Raw genomic sequence first — 15,195 nt, 5'->3', positions numbered from 1 at the left:
ATCATTACACGCCGGCGGAATGCGCCAACTACATCAAGAACGCCGGATATGCGTCTACCTAAAAACAGAACGCTCTATCTGGCGGCTTTCAAAGCCTGCTCGATGTCTTCGAGCAGGTCGTCGGTGTCCTCCAGGCCGACGGACAGCCTGAGCGTGCCCGGCCCGATGCCGAGTTCGGCACGCGCCTCGTCGCTCAGATTCTTGTGCGTCGTCGTCGCCGGATGGGTGATCAGGCTTTTGGCATCGCCGAGATTGTTGGAGATCAACACGACATCGAGCGCATTCTGGAAAGCGAAGGCCGCCTGCTTGCCCCCCTTGACGTCGAGGCAGATCAGCGTCGAGCCGCCTGACATCTGCTTCTTAACGACCGCCGCCTGCGGGTGATCAGTGCGGCCGGGATAGATGACGCGGACAATTTCCGATCGCTCGGCGAGGAAGTCAGCGATCCGGCCGGCACTTTCCGTCTGCTGGCGCACGCGCAGCGGCAGCGTCTCCAGCCCCTTCAGCAGCGTCCAGGCGTTGAAGGGCGACAGGCTGGGGCCGGTGTGGCGGAAGTAGTCGTGCAAATTCTCGTCGATCCACTTCTTGTCCGACAGGATGATGCCGCCGAGGCAGCGCCCCTGGCCGTCGATGTGCTTGGTCGCCGAATAGACGACGATATGGGCGCCGAGCTGCAGCGGCTTCTGCTGCAAGGGCGTGGCAAAGACGTTGTCGACGATCAGCCGCGCGCCGATCGAATTGGCAAGCGAGGCGACGGCTGCGATGTCGACGACTTCCAGCGTTGGATTGGTCGGGCTTTCAAGGAAGAACAGCTTGGTGTTGGGCCTGACCGCCTGCTCCCAATTGGCAATCTCGGTGCCGTCGACCAGCGTCGCTTCGATGCCGTATCTCGGCGCCAGCGTCTCGACCACCCAGCGGCAGGAGCCGAACAGCGCGCGCGCCGCCACGATATGGTCGCCCGCCCGAGCACTGCACAGCAACGACGCCGTCACCGCCGCCATGCCGGATGCCGTGGCGCGGGCATCTTCGGCGCCCTCCAGCGCACACATGCGCTTCTCGAACATGTCGACCGTCGGATTGGCATAGCGCGAATAGATGAAGCCCGGTTCCTCGCCCTTGAAGCGGGCCTCCGCCGCCTGCGCCGTGTCGTAGACATAGCCTTGCGTGAGATACATCGCCTCGGAGGTCTCGCCGAAGCCGGAACGCAGCGTTCCCGCATGCACGAGGGCGGTCTGAGGCTTCCAGTTGCGCTTGTTGCTCTTCATCACCCTGTTCCAAACACCAAAAATGGTCCAAACACAAAAAAACCGGCCGCGAAAGTCGCAACCGGTCCATATGGCCTTTCGGCCCGACGGTCCTTTAGCGACTTGTTTAACGTGGCTGCAAGCCGACCGGCCAAATCACCACGGGATAACGAACCTTTAGACCCGCACCGCGCTTGCGTCAATTGCCGGCATGATTAAGAGGTTTGTACCAGCAGGTTCCGCGGCAAGGAACTGCAACACAACGAGACCTCGCCCGGCCTTCGAGCGGAGCCAGACTTTGCGGCAGACAGGCATTCTTCCCGATCAGGATATTTCCACGCTGTTCCAGTCGGGCGCGCTGAAGTCGCCGCGCGCGCTCGATGCCGACCAGATCCAGCCGGCCAGCCTCGACCTCAGGCTCGGCGACAAGGCCTGGCGGGTGCGCGCCTCCTTCCTGCCCGGCCCCAACCACAGGGTCGTTGAAAAACTCGACCGCCTGAAGCTGCACGAAATCAGTCTCGCCGATGGTGCGGTGCTGGAGACGGGCTGCGTCTACATCGTGCCGCTGTTCGAAAGCCTGGCGCTTCCGGCGAACATTTCCGCCTCGGCCAACCCGAAGAGCTCGACCGGACGGCTCGACATTTTCACCCGCGTGATGACCGATCGCGGCCACGAGTTCGACAAGATCGCTGCCGGCTACAACGGCCCGCTCTATCTGGAAGTCAGCCCGCGCACTTTTCCGATCGTCGTCCGCGCTGGCTCGCGGCTGTCGCAGATCAGATTCCGCACCGGCAATGCGCTTTTGTCGGAAAGCGAGCTGCACGAATTGCACCGCGCCGAGTCGCTCGTCGCCACCGAGCCGCCGAACATTTCCGGCGGCGGCATCGCACTGTCGATCGATCTCGATGGCGACAAGGACGGGCTGGTCGGCTACCGCGGCAAGCACCACACCGGCCTGGTCGATGTCGACAAGCGCGCCGCACAGGATGTCGTCGATTTCTGGGAGCCGCTCTACAAGAGCGGCGCCGGCGAATTGGTGCTCGATCCGGATGAATTCTATATCCTCGTCAGCCAGGAGGCGGTGCATGTGCCGCCGCTCTATGCCGCCGAAATGACGCCATTCGATCCGCTGGTCGGCGAATTCCGTGTCCACTATGCCGGTTTTTTCGATCCGGGCTTCGGCCATTCGGCGGCTGGCGGCACCGGCAGCAGGGCGGTGCTCGAAGTGCGCAGCCACGAAGTGCCGTTCATCCTCGACCACGGCCAGATCGTCGGACGGCTGGTCTACGAGCACATGCTGAAGCGGCCGCAGGCGCTCTACGGCACAGATCTCGGCTCGAACTATCAGGCACAGGGCCTGAAACTATCCAAGCATTTCCGCGCCGCGCGCTGATCGCGATCAATCAGACTGTGCTTGCCTGACCTTGTGGGCCGTGCTTGGTTGTGCCCAACCGTCAAGGTGGTTGGAACCAAGGGAACAAGAAAATGCATATTTCAAGATGGATCGCATCGGCAGCAACAGCTGCCATGCTGGTGGTGGCTGCCGGGTCCTTGTCGGCGCAAGCACAGGAAAAGTTGAAGATCGCCACCGAAGGCGCTTATCCGCCGTTCAACACCATCACCGCGGATGGCAAGCTCGTCGGCTTCGACATCGACATCGCCAATGCGCTTTGCGCTCAGATGAAGGTCGAATGCGAACTTGTCACGCAGGACTGGGACGGCATGATCCCGGCGCTCCAGGCCAAAAAGTTCGACGCCATCATCGCATCCATGAGCATCACCGAGGAGCGCAAGAAGCAGGTCTCCTTCACCAACAAATACTATACGACGCCGCTTTCGCTGGTGGCCTTGAAGGACAGCGATATTGCGTCGACCGAACCCGCCGCCCTCGCCGGCAAGACAGTCGGCGCCCAGGCTTCGACCACCCAGGCCGACTATGCCCAGGATGTCTATGGCAAGGCCGGCGCCGAGGCGAAGCTCTATCCGACCCAGGAGGAGGCGGTCGCCGACCTGATGAACGGCCGCCTTGATGCGGTCCTCTCGGACAAATTCGTGCTGATGGACTGGATGAAGAAGGCGAGCGAAGGCTGCTGTAAGATGGTCGGTGACGTCAAGGGCACAGAGACCGAAGCCGGTATCGCCGTGCGCCAGGAAGACAATGCGTTGCGCGAAAAGCTCAACGCCGCGATCGATGCGATCGTCGCCGACGGCACCTACAAGAAGATCCAGGCCCAATATTTCGACTTCGATATTTATTGAGAGGTTGAAGCTGCCAATCTCCCCCCTCGTGGGGGAGATGGCCGGCAGGCCAGAGGGGGTCGGTCCGGCCGGGCCCGGCTCTCTTTATCGCAGACGCAGGGGGCTGGCGCTCTACGCGAGACGACCCCCTCTGTCGCCTTCGGCGACATCTCCCCCTCAAGGGGGGAGATCACCCGCTACAGCGCCTTCACCGAGACCTTCACCGGCTGCTCGATTTCAAGCGGGTTGCGCAGCGGCAGGCCGAAATCCTTGGCCTCGATCTCGAAGACGTCGCCGGCCTCGGTCCTGATGCCGTCGGCGAAGGACAGCGTCGCCGTGCCGAACATGTGCACATGAACGTCTCCCGGCTGGCGAAAGGCCGAATATTTGAAGTGGTGATGTTCGAGATTGGCGATGGTGTGCGACATGTTCGCCTCGCCCGACAGGAACGGCTTTTCCCACAGCAGCTTGCCGTCGCGGAGGATGCGCGAGGATCCCCTGACGTCGGACGGCAGGTCGCCGATCAGGATCTCCGGCCCGAACGAGGCGTTGCGCAGCTTGGAATGCGCGAGGAAGAGATAGTTCACGCGCTCGGTGACGTGGTCGGAAAACTCGTTTGACAGGGTGAAGCCGACGCGGAACGGGGCGCCGTCGTCGCCGATGACATAGATGCCGGCGACTTCCGGCTCCTCGCCGGCATCCTGGGCGAAGGCGGGCGACAGCAGTGCCGCACCGGGCGCCACCGCCATGGTGCCGTTGCCCTTGTAGAACCATTCCGGCTGCACGCCCATCTGGCCCTTGGCGGGCTTGCCGCCCTCCAGCCCCATGCGAAACATCTTCATGGAGTCGGTGAGCTGCTCTTCGCGATCGGCATCGAGTTTCTTGTGCATGGCATCGCGGGTCGCGGCGGAGCCGAGATGCGTCAGCCCGGTGCCGGTGAGGTGGAGATGCGCCGGGTCGGGATGGTTGATCGGCGACGACAGCCGCCCCTTCTTGTAGGCGGCATCGAGGTCGACCGCTTCACCGAAGCCCTTGCGCTCGATGAGGGCGACAAGTCCGGTGCCGGTGCGCGCGGCCTCCATCGCCAGCGAATAGACACTGCGGGCGCCGTTGATGATCCGGGTCTTGCCGCCGTTGCGGGCAACGACGCGAATGGTCTCTGCGTCGTCGAGGATCTGGGAGATCAGCATGATGTACCCTCTCTCAATTGCCTTTGGCCTGGCTGCCGGGTTGGCAAACCTTGACCGGCGCGGCTCGGAAGGTATCCGCGCCACTGGTGAACTCTTCGTCCGGATTGCGCTCGCGGGCCCGGTCCCCTCAGGGGACTTCTTTGCGCCGCCCGGCAGCGCCGCGATGTGACCCGTGCCTCCTAAAAAGCGCGCCGCCTGTGAAAGGGGTCCGCTTTAATCCTTGCTTTTATGCATGTCCTTGCCCCAACACGCTGCACACGCTTGGCGACATGCATGAGTTCCCTCGCCCTCAAGCCTTGTTCTTGTTGTAGACGTCGAAGACCACGGCGCCGAGCAGCACCAGGCCTTTGACCACCTGTTGCCAATCGACATTGACGCCCATGATCGACATGCCGTTGTTCATGACGCCCATGATGAAACCGCCGACCACCGCGCCTATAACCTGACCGACGCCGCCCATCGCCGAAGCGCCGCCGATGAACACAGCGGCGATGACGTCGAGCTCGCTGCCGAGGCCCGCCGCCGGCACCGCCTGGCCAAGGCGCGCCGCAATGATCAGCCCGCCGAGCGCCGAGAGCACGCCCATATTGATGAACACCATCAGGGTCAGCCGCTCGGTCTTGATACCCGATAGCTGCGCCGCCTTGGCATTGCCGCCCATTGCGTAGATACGGCGGCCGACCGTCATGCGTTTGGTGACGAAGACGAACAGCGCGATCAGCACGCCCATCACCACGAGAACGATCGGCAACCCTCTGTAGGTGGCGAATTGGTAGACCAGAAACAGCGCCAGAGCGCTGGTCACCAGGGTCTTGACGACGAACAGCGTGAAGGGTTCGGCTTCGTAGCCATGCCGCTCGCGGCTGCGCCGTGCCCTGAGCCCGAAATAGGCATAGGCGAGCACGGCGACGAGGCCGATCACGATCGTCGTCATGTGCAGCGTCAGCCCGCTGCCGACGATGGTCTTGCCGGCGGCGTTCACCACCGGCGGGATCAGCGTCAACGAGCCGATCACGTCCGGAATGAAGCCGGAGCTGAGCGCCTTGAAGCCGGCTGGAAGCGGCCCCACGGAAGACCCGCCACCCAGCAGCGCTTGGCAGATGCCGCGGAAGATCAACATCCCCGCCAGCGTGACGATGAAGCTCGGTATTCGATGATAGGCGATCCAGTAGCCTTGTGCCGCGCCGATTGCGCCGCCGACGATCAGGCAGATGATCGACACCACCAGCGGATTGCTGAAAGGGCCGAGAGGCCAGATGACCATCATCATCGCCGCCAGCGCACCGATGAAACCGGCGACGGACCCGACGCTGAGATCGATATGGCCGGAGACGATCACCAGCAGCATGCCCAGCGCCATCACGATGATGAAGCTGTTCTGCTGCACCAGGTTACTCAAGTTCACCGGCTTGAACAGCGTTCCGGACGTCGTGTACTGGAAGAACACCATGATGGCGATCAGCGCCAGGATCAGGCCGTATTCGCGCAGGTTGGTGACCAGCGCCGAGACGGCAACGCGCGGCCCCTGCTGCACATCTTCGGCGACGCCGCTTTTCGGGACGGGAGCGCTTTCGGTGCTCATGATGCTTTTCCTTCTCCGCGAACGATGGCGCGCATAATCTTTTCCTGGCTAGCATCGCTCGCCGCCATTTCGCCGACGATACGTCCTTCGTTCATGACATAGATGCGGTCGGTGATGCCGAGCAGTTCAGGCATCTCCGACGAGATGACGATGATCGCCTTACCCTCCGAGGCGAGACGCGCGATGATCGTGTAGATTTCATATTTGGCGCCAACGTCGATGCCGCGCGTCGGCTCGTCGAGGATCAGCACCTCCGGATTGGCGAACAGCCACTTCGACAGCACCACCTTCTGTTGATTGCCGCCCGATAGATTGCCGGTCATCTGATAGACGCTGGACGAGCGGATGTTGGTTTTGGCCTTGTAGTCGTTGGCGACGGCGAGCTCGCGCATGTCGTCGATCACGCTATGGCGCGACACGCCGGGAAGATTGGCCAGCGTGATGTTATGCTTGATGTGATCGATCAGGTTGAGACCGTAGGTCTTGCGGTCCTCGGTGACGTAAGCAATGCCGTGTTCCACTGCCTTGCTGACAGAGGAGACATCGATGGGTTTGCCCTTGAGCAGCACCTCGCCCGTGATGCGGCGGCCATAGGAGCGGCCGAACAGGCTCATCGCGAATTCGGTGCGTCCGGCGCCCATCAGCCCGGCGATCCCCACCACCTCGCCCTTGCGGACGTCGATGTCGATGCCCTTGATCACTTGCCGCTCGGCGTGGATCGGGTGATAGACCGACCAATTCCTCACCTCGAGCACGATCTCACCGATCTCGGGCTCGCGCGACGGATAACGGTCGTCCAGCGAGCGGCCGACCATCGAGGTGATGATGCGGTCTTCCGAGATGTCTTTCTTAGGCAGCGTCTCGATGGTCCGCCCGTCGCGGATGATCGTCACCTTGTCGGCGACCCGGTTGATCTCGTTGAGCTTGTGCGAGATCAGGATCGAGGTGATGCCCTGCCGCTTGAATTCGAGCAGCAGGTCGAGCAGCGCCTGGCTGTCCTTTTCGGACAGGCTCGCCGTCGGTTCGTCGAGGATCAGCAGCTGCACTTCCTTGCTGAGCGCCTTGGCGATCTCGACCAGTTGCTGCTTGCCGACACCGATATTGGTAATCAGCGTCTTGGGGTCTTCCTTAAGGCCCACCTTCTTGAGCAGAGCGCTGGTGCGCGCCTCGTTGGCGTCCCAGTCGATGACACCGTATCTGGCGTGCTCGTTGCCGAGAAAGATGTTTTCGGCGATCGACAGCATCGGAACCAGCGCGAGTTCCTGGTGGATGATGACGATGCCGCGGCGCTCGCTGTCGTGGATGCCCTTGAAATGGCACTCATCGCCGCGATAGATGATCTCGCCGTCATAAGTGCCGGATGGATACACGCCCGACAGCACCTTCATCAGCGTCGACTTGCCGGCGCCGTTCTCGCCGACAACGGCGTGAATCTCGCCTTCCTCGACGCTGAGGTTGACATTCGACAGCGCCTTGACGCCGGGAAACGTCTTGGTGATGTCACGCATCTCCAAAATCGTCGAGGCCATCAGGAATACCACTCCTCCGAGGTCCGGTAACAATACCGGGGTCGCTCGCTAACGAAAAGGGGTCCTGCGTTACGCAGGACCCCGGGTTTTACGTCTGCGGTTACTTCAGTTCTTCGGCCTTGATGTAGCCGGAATCGACCACCAGCGCCTGGTAGTTCGACTTGTCGACCTCATGCGGCGTCAGCAGGATCGATGGGACGACCTTGACGTCGTTGTTGTAGGTCTTGGTATCGAGGCCTTCCGGCTTGCCGCCCGAGAGCACTTTGTCGACGAGCTCGACCGTCGCCTTGGCGAGTTCGCGGGTGTCCTTGAACACCGTCGAGTACTGCTCGCCGGCGATGATCGCCTTGACCGAAGCGGTTTCGGCGTCCTGGCCGGTGACGATCGGCCAGGGCTGATCGGCCGTGCCGTAACCGACGGCGCGCAACGAGGCGATGATGCCGCGCGACAGACCGTCATACGGCGAGAGCACGCCATCGACGCGGCTGCCATCCGAATAGTTGGCGGACAGCAGATTGTCCATGCGGGCCTGGGCGGTCGCTGCCAGCCAGCGGAGCGTGCCGACCTTGTCCATGCCCATCTGGCCGGACTTCACCACGAGCGTCTTGTCGTCGATCAGCGGCTGCAGAACGGACATCGCGCCATCGTAGAAGAAGAAGGCGTTGTTGTCATCCGGCGAACCGCCGAACAGCTCGATGTTGAAAGGACCCTTGTTTTCCGGATAGCCGAGGCCCTTGAGTAGCGATTTGGCCTGGATGACGCCGACGCCGAAATTGTCGAACGTGGTATAGTAGTCGACATTCGGGGTCTTCTTGATCAGCCGGTCATAAGCGACGACGACGACGCCGGCGTCAGCCGCCTTCTGAAGCGCGTCCGACAACGTGGTGCCGTCGATCGAGGCGATGATCAGCGCCTTCGGGCCCTTGGTGATTTCGTTTTCCAGCTGGCTGAGCTGATTGGGGATATCGTCCTGCGCATATTGCAGGTCGACAGTGTAGCCCAGAGCCTCGAGCTGGGACTTGACGGCGTCGCCGTCGTTGATCCAGCGCTGCGACGTCTTGGTGGGCATCAGCACGCCGATGAGGCCTTCGCCTGCCTGCGCCGGGACCGTCATGGCCGCGATGCTAAGGGCCGCGACGGCGGCCAGTGTCTTGATGATCTTCACATTAACTCTCCCTGGTTGATGGACGCGCACCCTGGGTTTCGTGGGCCGCGCGATCGTGCAGGAGCGTCAAACGCGCCGCTGCCGTCATATCGATCTCCGGTATCCTCCCAATCGGCCCTGAGACTCCGGTTCCGTCGCTGCGATTTTTCTCGCTGGCGACGGTCAAGCCTCAGGACGTGCGAAGGGTGTGGCTCTTTGCCATAACTGTCAAATGCGATCTTTGGTGGTTGCTATACCCAAACTGATATACTGAAAGTAGACAACAGACCTGGCCGGATTGCCGGCCGACCACGAGCGAGGAGCAAACGGAGATCATGGCGCTACGGGATCCTGCTGGACTTTCAGACAATTATGGCGAAAGTCCCGGCAGGAGTGAGACCCTGCTGCGCAGCGGCCTCAGTCTTCGCCACATGCGCATGGTCGCAGCCCTCGATGACCATGGCCGGGTCAGCGCGGCAGCCCAGGTCATGAACATTTCGCAGCCCGCCGCCTCGCGCATGATCGCTGAGATGGAGGCGGTGCTCGATGTCAAGTTGTGCGAAAGGCTGCCGCGCGGCATCACGCTGACGCCCTATGGCAAGGCGTTGGCGAGGCGCGCGCGTTCGATCCTGCTCGAGATGCGTGAGGTCGACCGCGAGATATCCGAGCTCAAGGCGGGCAAGGGCGGCTCGGTGTTCCTAGGCGCGGTGACGGCCCCTGCGATCGAGCTTGCCGTGCCGGCGATCCGCGAAATCCGGCGCATCTATCCGCGTATCGAGATCACTATGCAGGTCGAGACTTCCAATGTGCTGGCGCGCGAGCTGATCGCCACACGTCACGATTTTATCATCGCGCGCATCCCCGACGACCTTAATCCACGGCTGTTCGAAGCCCGCGTTATCGGCGTCGAAAAAGCCTGCCTGATCGTTCGCCGCGGCCACCCGCTGGCTAAGGGCAAGGCGGTGCGGCTGGAGGAGACCGCCGCCTACGACTGGGTTTTCCAGTCGGGCGGCTCGCCGCTGCGCCAGGCGATGGAGAGCAATTTCCTGAACCGCAACATCGCGCTGCCGGATCGCATCCTCAACACCAGCTCGCTGCTCCTGACCCTGGTCATGGTCGCGCAGTCGGACGCCATCGCGCCGGTGTCGATCCAGGTGGCGAAATTCATCCAGAACCCCGAAGGGCTGGCCGGCGCCATCGACGTTGTCCAGACCGAGTTCGACATCGAGGTCAGGCCTTACAGCCTGATCACCGTTAAAAATCGCGTGCTGTCGCCGGCGGCCAAGATGCTGCACGACTTCATTTTGAGAGAGGTAGGCTGACCGCGTTAAAATCAAGCAATCCATCGCCAATCCGTTGCTAGCTTTCGCAGTGCCCGGCTCTTCGGTCACGTCGCTTCAATTCAGAATATCGCTCGAGCGAAGGAACCACACAGGGCTGTGCCGCGTCATAGAGACGGGCTCCTGTTGCAGTCCCAGCGAGGCTATCGATGATCAGGTTTCTCCTCGTCTTCGCCGCGACGCTTGCCTTCGCATGCGGCGGGACGGGGGCAGCCAAGCTGGACCTGACCACCGTCAATCAGGCCCAGTTAGCCGCCGGCGAACCGAAGGGTGTCGATCCGGCCGTGCTGAAGGCGCAGATTCATTTGGATCGCGCCCGCTTCTCGCCGGGCCCGATCGACGGCCGCCTTTCACAGAACTTCACCAAGGCGGTTAGCGCCTTTCAGACGGCGAACGGCCTCCATCCCGACGGCAAGCTCACTCGGGAGACCTGGGACAAGTTAATGACAACCTCGGCCAGCCCGGTGCTGGTCACCTATGAGCTGACGCGCAAGGATGTGCGCGGACCCTTCACCAGGCGTATTCCGGCTCGCATGGAGAGGATGGCCCGTCTGCGGCGGCTCGGCTATCGCACCGCGGCGGAGAAGCTGGCGGAGCGCTTCCATGTCAGCGAACAACTGCTCAGGATGCTCAATCCGGGCATCGGCTTCAGGAAGGCCGGCACGACCTTGGTGGTGCCTGATATTGGCCGGGGCGATCCTCCCGCCGGCATTGCCGGCATCGAGGTCGACAAGGGCGCTCGCCTGGTGCGCGTGCTCGACCCTTCCGGCAAATGGCTCGCAGTCTACCCCGCCTCGATCGGGAGCGATGAAAACCCCGCGCCAAGCGGCATGGCGGAGGTCAAGCGCGTGGTGCGCAACCCCACCTATCACTACGATCCGGATCTCGCTTTCAAGGGGGTCAAGACCAAGCGGCCCTTCACCATCGCTGCCGGGCCGAACAATCCCGTGGGAACGGTCTGGATCGATCTCTCCATCGAAAGCTACGGCATCCACGGCACGCCCGAACCGGGCAAGATCGGCACGACCTTCTCCCACGGCTGCATCAGGCTGACCAATTGGGATGCCGAAGACCTCGGCTCCATGGTGCGGCCGGGCACGAAGGTCGAGTTCAAGACCGGGATCGCCGATCCCTCCGACGAGCTTGCTCGGTAGGGTGGCGACGCTATCAGGTGGTAGAAGACCCGTCCGACGAGCCCGGCAAACGATCGCGAATGGCTTCCTCGGTTCGCTTTGCGGTCGATTCCACAACTTTGCCGACCTTGCCTGCCAGCGTCTCGCCATCTCCACCCGAGCCTTGCCGGTCGGCCTCTTCTTTGACCGTTTCGTAAGCCTCGGCGGCAACTTGCTTTGCTTGCTCCAGGCCCGTGTCGAAAACCTCCTCCGCACTGTCGCGAATTTTGTCGCGGTAGGCGCCAAGGTGCTCGTCCTCTGTGGCTGTGTGGGGCAGCATCACCCCGATGGCAGTGCCCAGCGCAAGTCCGACTGCGGCGATAGCCAGCGGTTCGCGCTCGAAGATCTCTTGTGCCGATTGGCGCGTCCGAGCCGCCATCTCGCTGGCGCTTGAGCCGAGCTGTCCGGCGGTTTTTGTCATCCTGTCCTTGGCATTCGTTGCAGCGTTTGCTGCAGCTTCGGCCGCGCCGCTTGCCGCTGATGTAACTGAACCGGCGGTATCGGAGAGCATCGCCCCGATTCCGGACCCTTCGTTGCCCTGGCTGAAATCATCGCCGTGCAGGTCGGAGAAAGCGTCGGGAGCCGTGCCGGTCCGATATGTGGCAGCAGCTGAACTGGTCCCTGACGGGCCGTTGCCAAGCGTAAGCCACGCCAGCCCCGCTCCAATCAACGTCAGCGGCAACGGGTTGTCCCTGACTTGCGACTTGAGGTTTTCAAGCATGGCCGATCCCTCGCCGCCGGCGAACATTCCGGTAAATTCGTCGATCAATTGACCCGGTGTCATCTTGCTGCGGATCGAATCGGCGGTGTCTGCTACTTTGGCTCGGGCGATGTCGGCATCGCGTTCGAGCTCGGCTGCGGATTTGTCGCTCATCTTATTTGATCCTTGATAACGCGCGCATCGCGCTTGAGTTGATCTTGTGTGCGATCGGGCGTCAGCTCGGAAGGAGCCATGCTTTTCGTGCCAGAGCGCAAGAGAATGATTCCCAGGATCGCGACGGCGATCCCGACCAGCAGCGAGGACCACCCCGCTCCCAGGCCGGTACTTGCCAGGGCGATTACGAGTGCTTGCAAAAGCACCATCAAGGCCGCGAGAAGACATATGGCGCCGGCCAGAACTTCGGCGGCGCCTGCGCCGGCCTTGCTGATTTTTTCCGAAATTTCGGCCCGCAACAGCCTACTTTCGGTTTGAAGCAGGGTTGTGACCTGCTGTGCCAGATCGCTGACGAGGGTTGCGAGGCCGCGACTTTCCTGGTTGTTGGTCATGGGTTCTGCTCCAGGCCTGCGCCGGCCCAGTCATCGCCAGCCAGATCATCGCTGGCTAAGTCATCGTCGCGGTGGTTGGAGCGTGCCGGCGTCGGGTCGGAGGCCTCTGCCGATCGCCACACGGACTCATCCGATTTCGAAGCCATTTCGGAAGCCCGATTAGTTCCCGATCGACTCTGTGTCTCGGTCCGGGCAGATGGTGGAGAGCTCTTGATAAACCGCCCCAGCGCCAGGCCTGCCAATACTGAACCGGCGATCAGCGCCCCTGAGTTTTCGCGGCCGAACGACCGCATCTCGCCAAGAACATCTTCGAATGGTTTGTCCTTCAACGAAGATGAAAGGCGCTCAAGTGAGCCGGCGGCATCGAGGGTGAACTTCGAAGCGGTCCGTTGATCATTATTGGCCAGATGCTCGCTTGCTGCTCGCAAGGCTCCGCTAAAGGCCTTTAGGTTGGAGCTGATATCGCGCTGTGTTCCCTCGGCCTTGTCGAACAACGCCTGCTTGGCTTCAGCAGCGTAGTCGCCCGCCTTCCTGGTAAGTTCGTCGCGAGCATCCTGTAGCGCCTCTGTCGCGGTCTGCGTTTCCTGCTGAAACCGCTCGGACAGTTCGCTTGTGGCTGTTTCGAAATCGGCCGGCTTACGGCCCTGATCGTCTTGGCGCTGCATGGTATTCTCCTAATGGAATCCGAGGAAGGAGAGGATCGCAAGCACGACGACGACAAGGCCGATGAGATAAATGACACTGTTCATGGTGGCAATCTCCTCCATTGCCTAACGAACTTGCCGGGGGCAAACATGTTCCATCACTTCCAGCTAAATTAATGATAGTGAAGCAACCGGCAAGCCCGGTGACTCTCTTGGAAATTCCCACACGCCGTGTGCCAAGACGCGGACCTAGGCCGTGCGGTCATTGGTCCACGCCTCTGCGCATGGGCTGCAGGGTTTAAGGTTAGTATAACGAGGAACCACGCCTAGCTCTCATTAAGGTCAAAGCTCACCGGAAGGTTGTAGTCTATTGCACGATCAGCAATCATGTTCGCTAGCTCGGAATCAGAGACCGAACATGCCGGAACAATCTGTTTGAGCGCTTTAACGGCGAGGCCCGTCGAGATGAAACTATGGCGCCGCCTGCGAATATTTACATAATGTTCGATGAGATTTTCGAGTTCACGCATGGGCAATCCTTTTTGACGTCAACTGTGCCAATTGAACCCAGCTGTAATCGATCCGGAGCGGGGGCTCATTCACATTGTTTAGTTGACGAGAAATCTTGATGCCGCATTAGCGCGCTGACGCGTCCTGACCGAGGCGGTCACCGCGGTTCATGGAAGAGATTTAGGTAGGTCGCATCAAAGTCGGCCAGTAAGGCCAATCGCTGGAAATCCAGGATAACAATCCTCCTGTCTTTCCAGCTAACCAGGTCCTTCGCTCGAAGTTCCTGCAGCGTCCGGTTCACGTGAACTACAGATAGACCAAGCACGTCGCCCAATTCCGCCTGCGTCAGTGGAATTGCGAACGTCTGATCAGAGGCCAATCCAACTATTTCCAACCGGACATACAACTCGCAGATTATATGTGCGAGATGCTGTTTGGCGGAGCGACGCCCGAGGCAGGTTATCCAAGTGCGTTGGATTGAGGCATCGATAGTCGTCGAAAGCCAAAGCATCCGGGTGAGATGTGGACTTCCACCCATTGCTGTGAGCAGGTCTTTGTGTCGAATGAAGGCTACATCGCACGAATCCAGGGCGCTGACGCTATGATCCATCACTTTTAGCAGTAAACTATGCAGGTCGACAAAGTCTCCCGGCACGTGAATTGCCGTTATTTGACGCTTTCCTTCCCGAATAGCCTGATTTCGAACCGCGAAACCATTCGCGACAAGACAGCTTTCGGCGGGGCGGGAACCCTCCCTGACGATCTCCTCATCGGGTCCGAAAGTTACCGGCCGGACCGGAAGGGCCTCAATAAGCGCGATTTCGTCTGGCGGCAGGGTGTCGCGGCGGTCGAGCATGCGGATCAAGAGGTCTTTGCCGAACATCGCGGTGCCTTTGAGCAGCAACGCGGATCAGCATCTTTTGTTGCCGCCTCTTAGTAGAATCACGTTGTGTTCTATCCAGACCCGATCATTAGAGCCTGTGGGCGCCGGCGCCGGCCTGCTAGACTTCACCCTCGCGATGATGCCTTGGTTCCAAGTCGCCCCAAGGTGACGACTGGATTTACAAGGACAAATTCGACGTCTACCGCTCGCCGATTGTCAGCAACCTCGATTCCTTGCAGGGCAAGGTGGAGCGGGTAGCGGGAATCGAACCCGCGCGTTCAGCTTGGGAAGCTGACAAGCTACCATTACATCATACCCGCGCAGCAGCCTCGTTACCACGCAAGCCGGCATTCGGGCAATCGTTAAGCGTGCACTCGCAGGGCTACGAACTCGGGTTAACGCACTTTAGGGATTGCGGTTGATCTGATTCCATGGGGCTTCGATGATTCGGAG

General features: G+C 61.1%; 15 protein-coding genes, 1 tRNA gene and 1 riboswitch. Of the genes, 5 read left to right on the top strand and 11 right to left on the bottom strand.

Annotation, left to right across the window (positions count from 1 at the left end; translation table 11 throughout):
• Positions 1–74: 74 nt before the first annotated feature.
• Positions 75–1,265 (bottom strand): O-succinylhomoserine sulfhydrylase, encoded by a 1,191-nt coding sequence (locus AC0L25_RS30865; RefSeq protein WP_473598930.1) that lies wholly within the window; start codon positions 1,263–1,265, stop codon positions 75–77.
• 74 nt (positions 1,266–1,339) lie between these two features.
• Positions 1,340–1,417: riboswitch (SAM riboswitch) on the bottom strand.
• A 125-nt stretch (positions 1,418–1,542) separates the two neighbouring features.
• On the opposite strand from AC0L25_RS30865, the gene AC0L25_RS30860 reads away from it, so the two are divergent.
• On the top strand, positions 1,543–2,637 hold the full coding sequence (locus tag AC0L25_RS30860) for a 2'-deoxycytidine 5'-triphosphate deaminase (RefSeq protein WP_473598929.1): 1,095 nt from the start codon (positions 1,543–1,545) through the stop codon (positions 2,635–2,637).
• 92 nt (positions 2,638–2,729) lie between these two features.
• Positions 2,730–3,503 (top strand): ABC transporter substrate-binding protein, encoded by a 774-nt coding sequence (locus AC0L25_RS30855; RefSeq protein ID WP_473598928.1) that lies wholly within the window; start codon positions 2,730–2,732, stop codon positions 3,501–3,503.
• A gap of 176 nt (positions 3,504–3,679) precedes the next feature.
• On the opposite strand, the gene araD1 is transcribed toward AC0L25_RS30855, so the two are convergent.
• Positions 3,680–4,672 (bottom strand): AraD1 family protein, encoded by a 993-nt coding sequence (gene araD1, locus AC0L25_RS30850; protein WP_473598927.1) that lies wholly within the window; start codon positions 4,670–4,672, stop codon positions 3,680–3,682.
• On the opposite strand from araD1, the gene AC0L25_RS30845 reads away from it, so the two are divergent.
• The gene (locus tag AC0L25_RS30845) at positions 4,671–4,841 is read left to right on the top strand and encodes a hypothetical protein (protein ID WP_352951335.1); all 171 of its coding nucleotides are present in this window, start codon (positions 4,671–4,673) and stop codon (positions 4,839–4,841) included. The genes araD1 and AC0L25_RS30845 overlap by 2 nt on opposite strands.
• Before the next feature lie 120 nt (positions 4,842–4,961).
• Here the strand turns inward: AC0L25_RS30845 and mmsB are convergent, their stop codons facing one another.
• The 3 genes from mmsB to chvE all read right to left on the bottom strand — a co-directional run bounded on the left by mmsB (position 4,962) and on the right by chvE (position 8,948).
• Positions 4,962–6,254: a multiple monosaccharide ABC transporter permease gene (gene mmsB, locus AC0L25_RS30840; protein ID WP_352951334.1), complete on the bottom strand. Its 1,293-nt coding sequence runs from the start codon at positions 6,252–6,254 to the stop codon at positions 4,962–4,964.
• Complete coding sequence (mmsA, locus tag AC0L25_RS30835) at positions 6,251–7,783, bottom strand: multiple monosaccharide ABC transporter ATP-binding protein (RefSeq protein ID WP_473598926.1); 1,533 nt, start codon at positions 7,781–7,783, stop codon at positions 6,251–6,253. Before mmsA ends, mmsB begins: the two co-directional genes overlap by 4 nt.
• Before the next feature lie 100 nt (positions 7,784–7,883).
• Positions 7,884–8,948 carry a multiple monosaccharide ABC transporter substrate-binding protein gene (chvE, locus tag AC0L25_RS30830; RefSeq protein WP_473598925.1) on the bottom strand — a complete coding sequence of 355 codons (1,065 nt, stop codon included), beginning with the start codon at positions 8,946–8,948 and terminating at the stop codon, positions 7,884–7,886.
• 311 nt (positions 8,949–9,259) lie between these two features.
• Between chvE and AC0L25_RS30825 the strand changes: the two genes are divergently transcribed.
• Positions 9,260–10,249 carry a LysR family transcriptional regulator gene (locus AC0L25_RS30825; protein WP_473598931.1) on the top strand — a complete coding sequence of 330 codons (990 nt, stop codon included), beginning with the start codon at positions 9,260–9,262 and terminating at the stop codon, positions 10,247–10,249.
• Positions 10,250–10,416: 167 nt separating this feature from the next.
• Positions 10,417–11,421 carry a L,D-transpeptidase family protein gene (locus tag AC0L25_RS30820; RefSeq protein ID WP_473598924.1) on the top strand — a complete coding sequence of 335 codons (1,005 nt, stop codon included), beginning with the start codon at positions 10,417–10,419 and terminating at the stop codon, positions 11,419–11,421.
• A gap of 13 nt (positions 11,422–11,434) precedes the next feature.
• On the opposite strand, the gene AC0L25_RS30815 is transcribed toward AC0L25_RS30820, so the two are convergent.
• From AC0L25_RS30815 to AC0L25_RS30790, 6 genes are all read right to left on the bottom strand, one after another.
• Entirely contained in the window at positions 11,435–12,313 is an 879-nt protein-coding gene (locus AC0L25_RS30815; RefSeq protein ID WP_473598923.1) for a hypothetical protein, read from the bottom strand.
• On the bottom strand, positions 12,310–12,705 hold the full coding sequence (locus AC0L25_RS30810; RefSeq protein WP_473598922.1) for a phage holin family protein: 396 nt from the start codon (positions 12,703–12,705) through the stop codon (positions 12,310–12,312). Before AC0L25_RS30810 ends, AC0L25_RS30815 begins: the two co-directional genes overlap by 4 nt.
• On the bottom strand, positions 12,702–13,370 hold the full coding sequence (locus AC0L25_RS30805; RefSeq protein WP_473598921.1) for a hypothetical protein: 669 nt from the start codon (positions 13,368–13,370) through the stop codon (positions 12,702–12,704). The genes AC0L25_RS30810 and AC0L25_RS30805 overlap by 4 nt, the downstream gene beginning before the upstream one ends.
• 305 nt (positions 13,371–13,675) lie before the next feature.
• A complete protein-coding gene (locus AC0L25_RS30800; RefSeq protein ID WP_473598920.1) occupies positions 13,676–13,879 on the bottom strand; it encodes a hypothetical protein in 204 nt (67 codons plus the stop codon).
• A 137-nt stretch (positions 13,880–14,016) separates the two neighbouring features.
• Positions 14,017–14,763, bottom strand: a complete 747-nt coding sequence (locus AC0L25_RS30795) for a Crp/Fnr family transcriptional regulator (protein ID WP_473598919.1) — start codon at positions 14,761–14,763, stop codon at positions 14,017–14,019.
• 225 nt (positions 14,764–14,988) lie between these two features.
• Positions 14,989–15,062, bottom strand: a tRNA-Gly gene (locus tag AC0L25_RS30790).
• Positions 15,063–15,195: the final 133 nt, after the last annotated feature.

Source organism: Mesorhizobium sp. WSM4813 (assembly GCF_055811555.1).
Note: the sequence above shows the minus strand (reverse complement) of the source record. Positions and strands in the feature narration are given on the sequence as shown.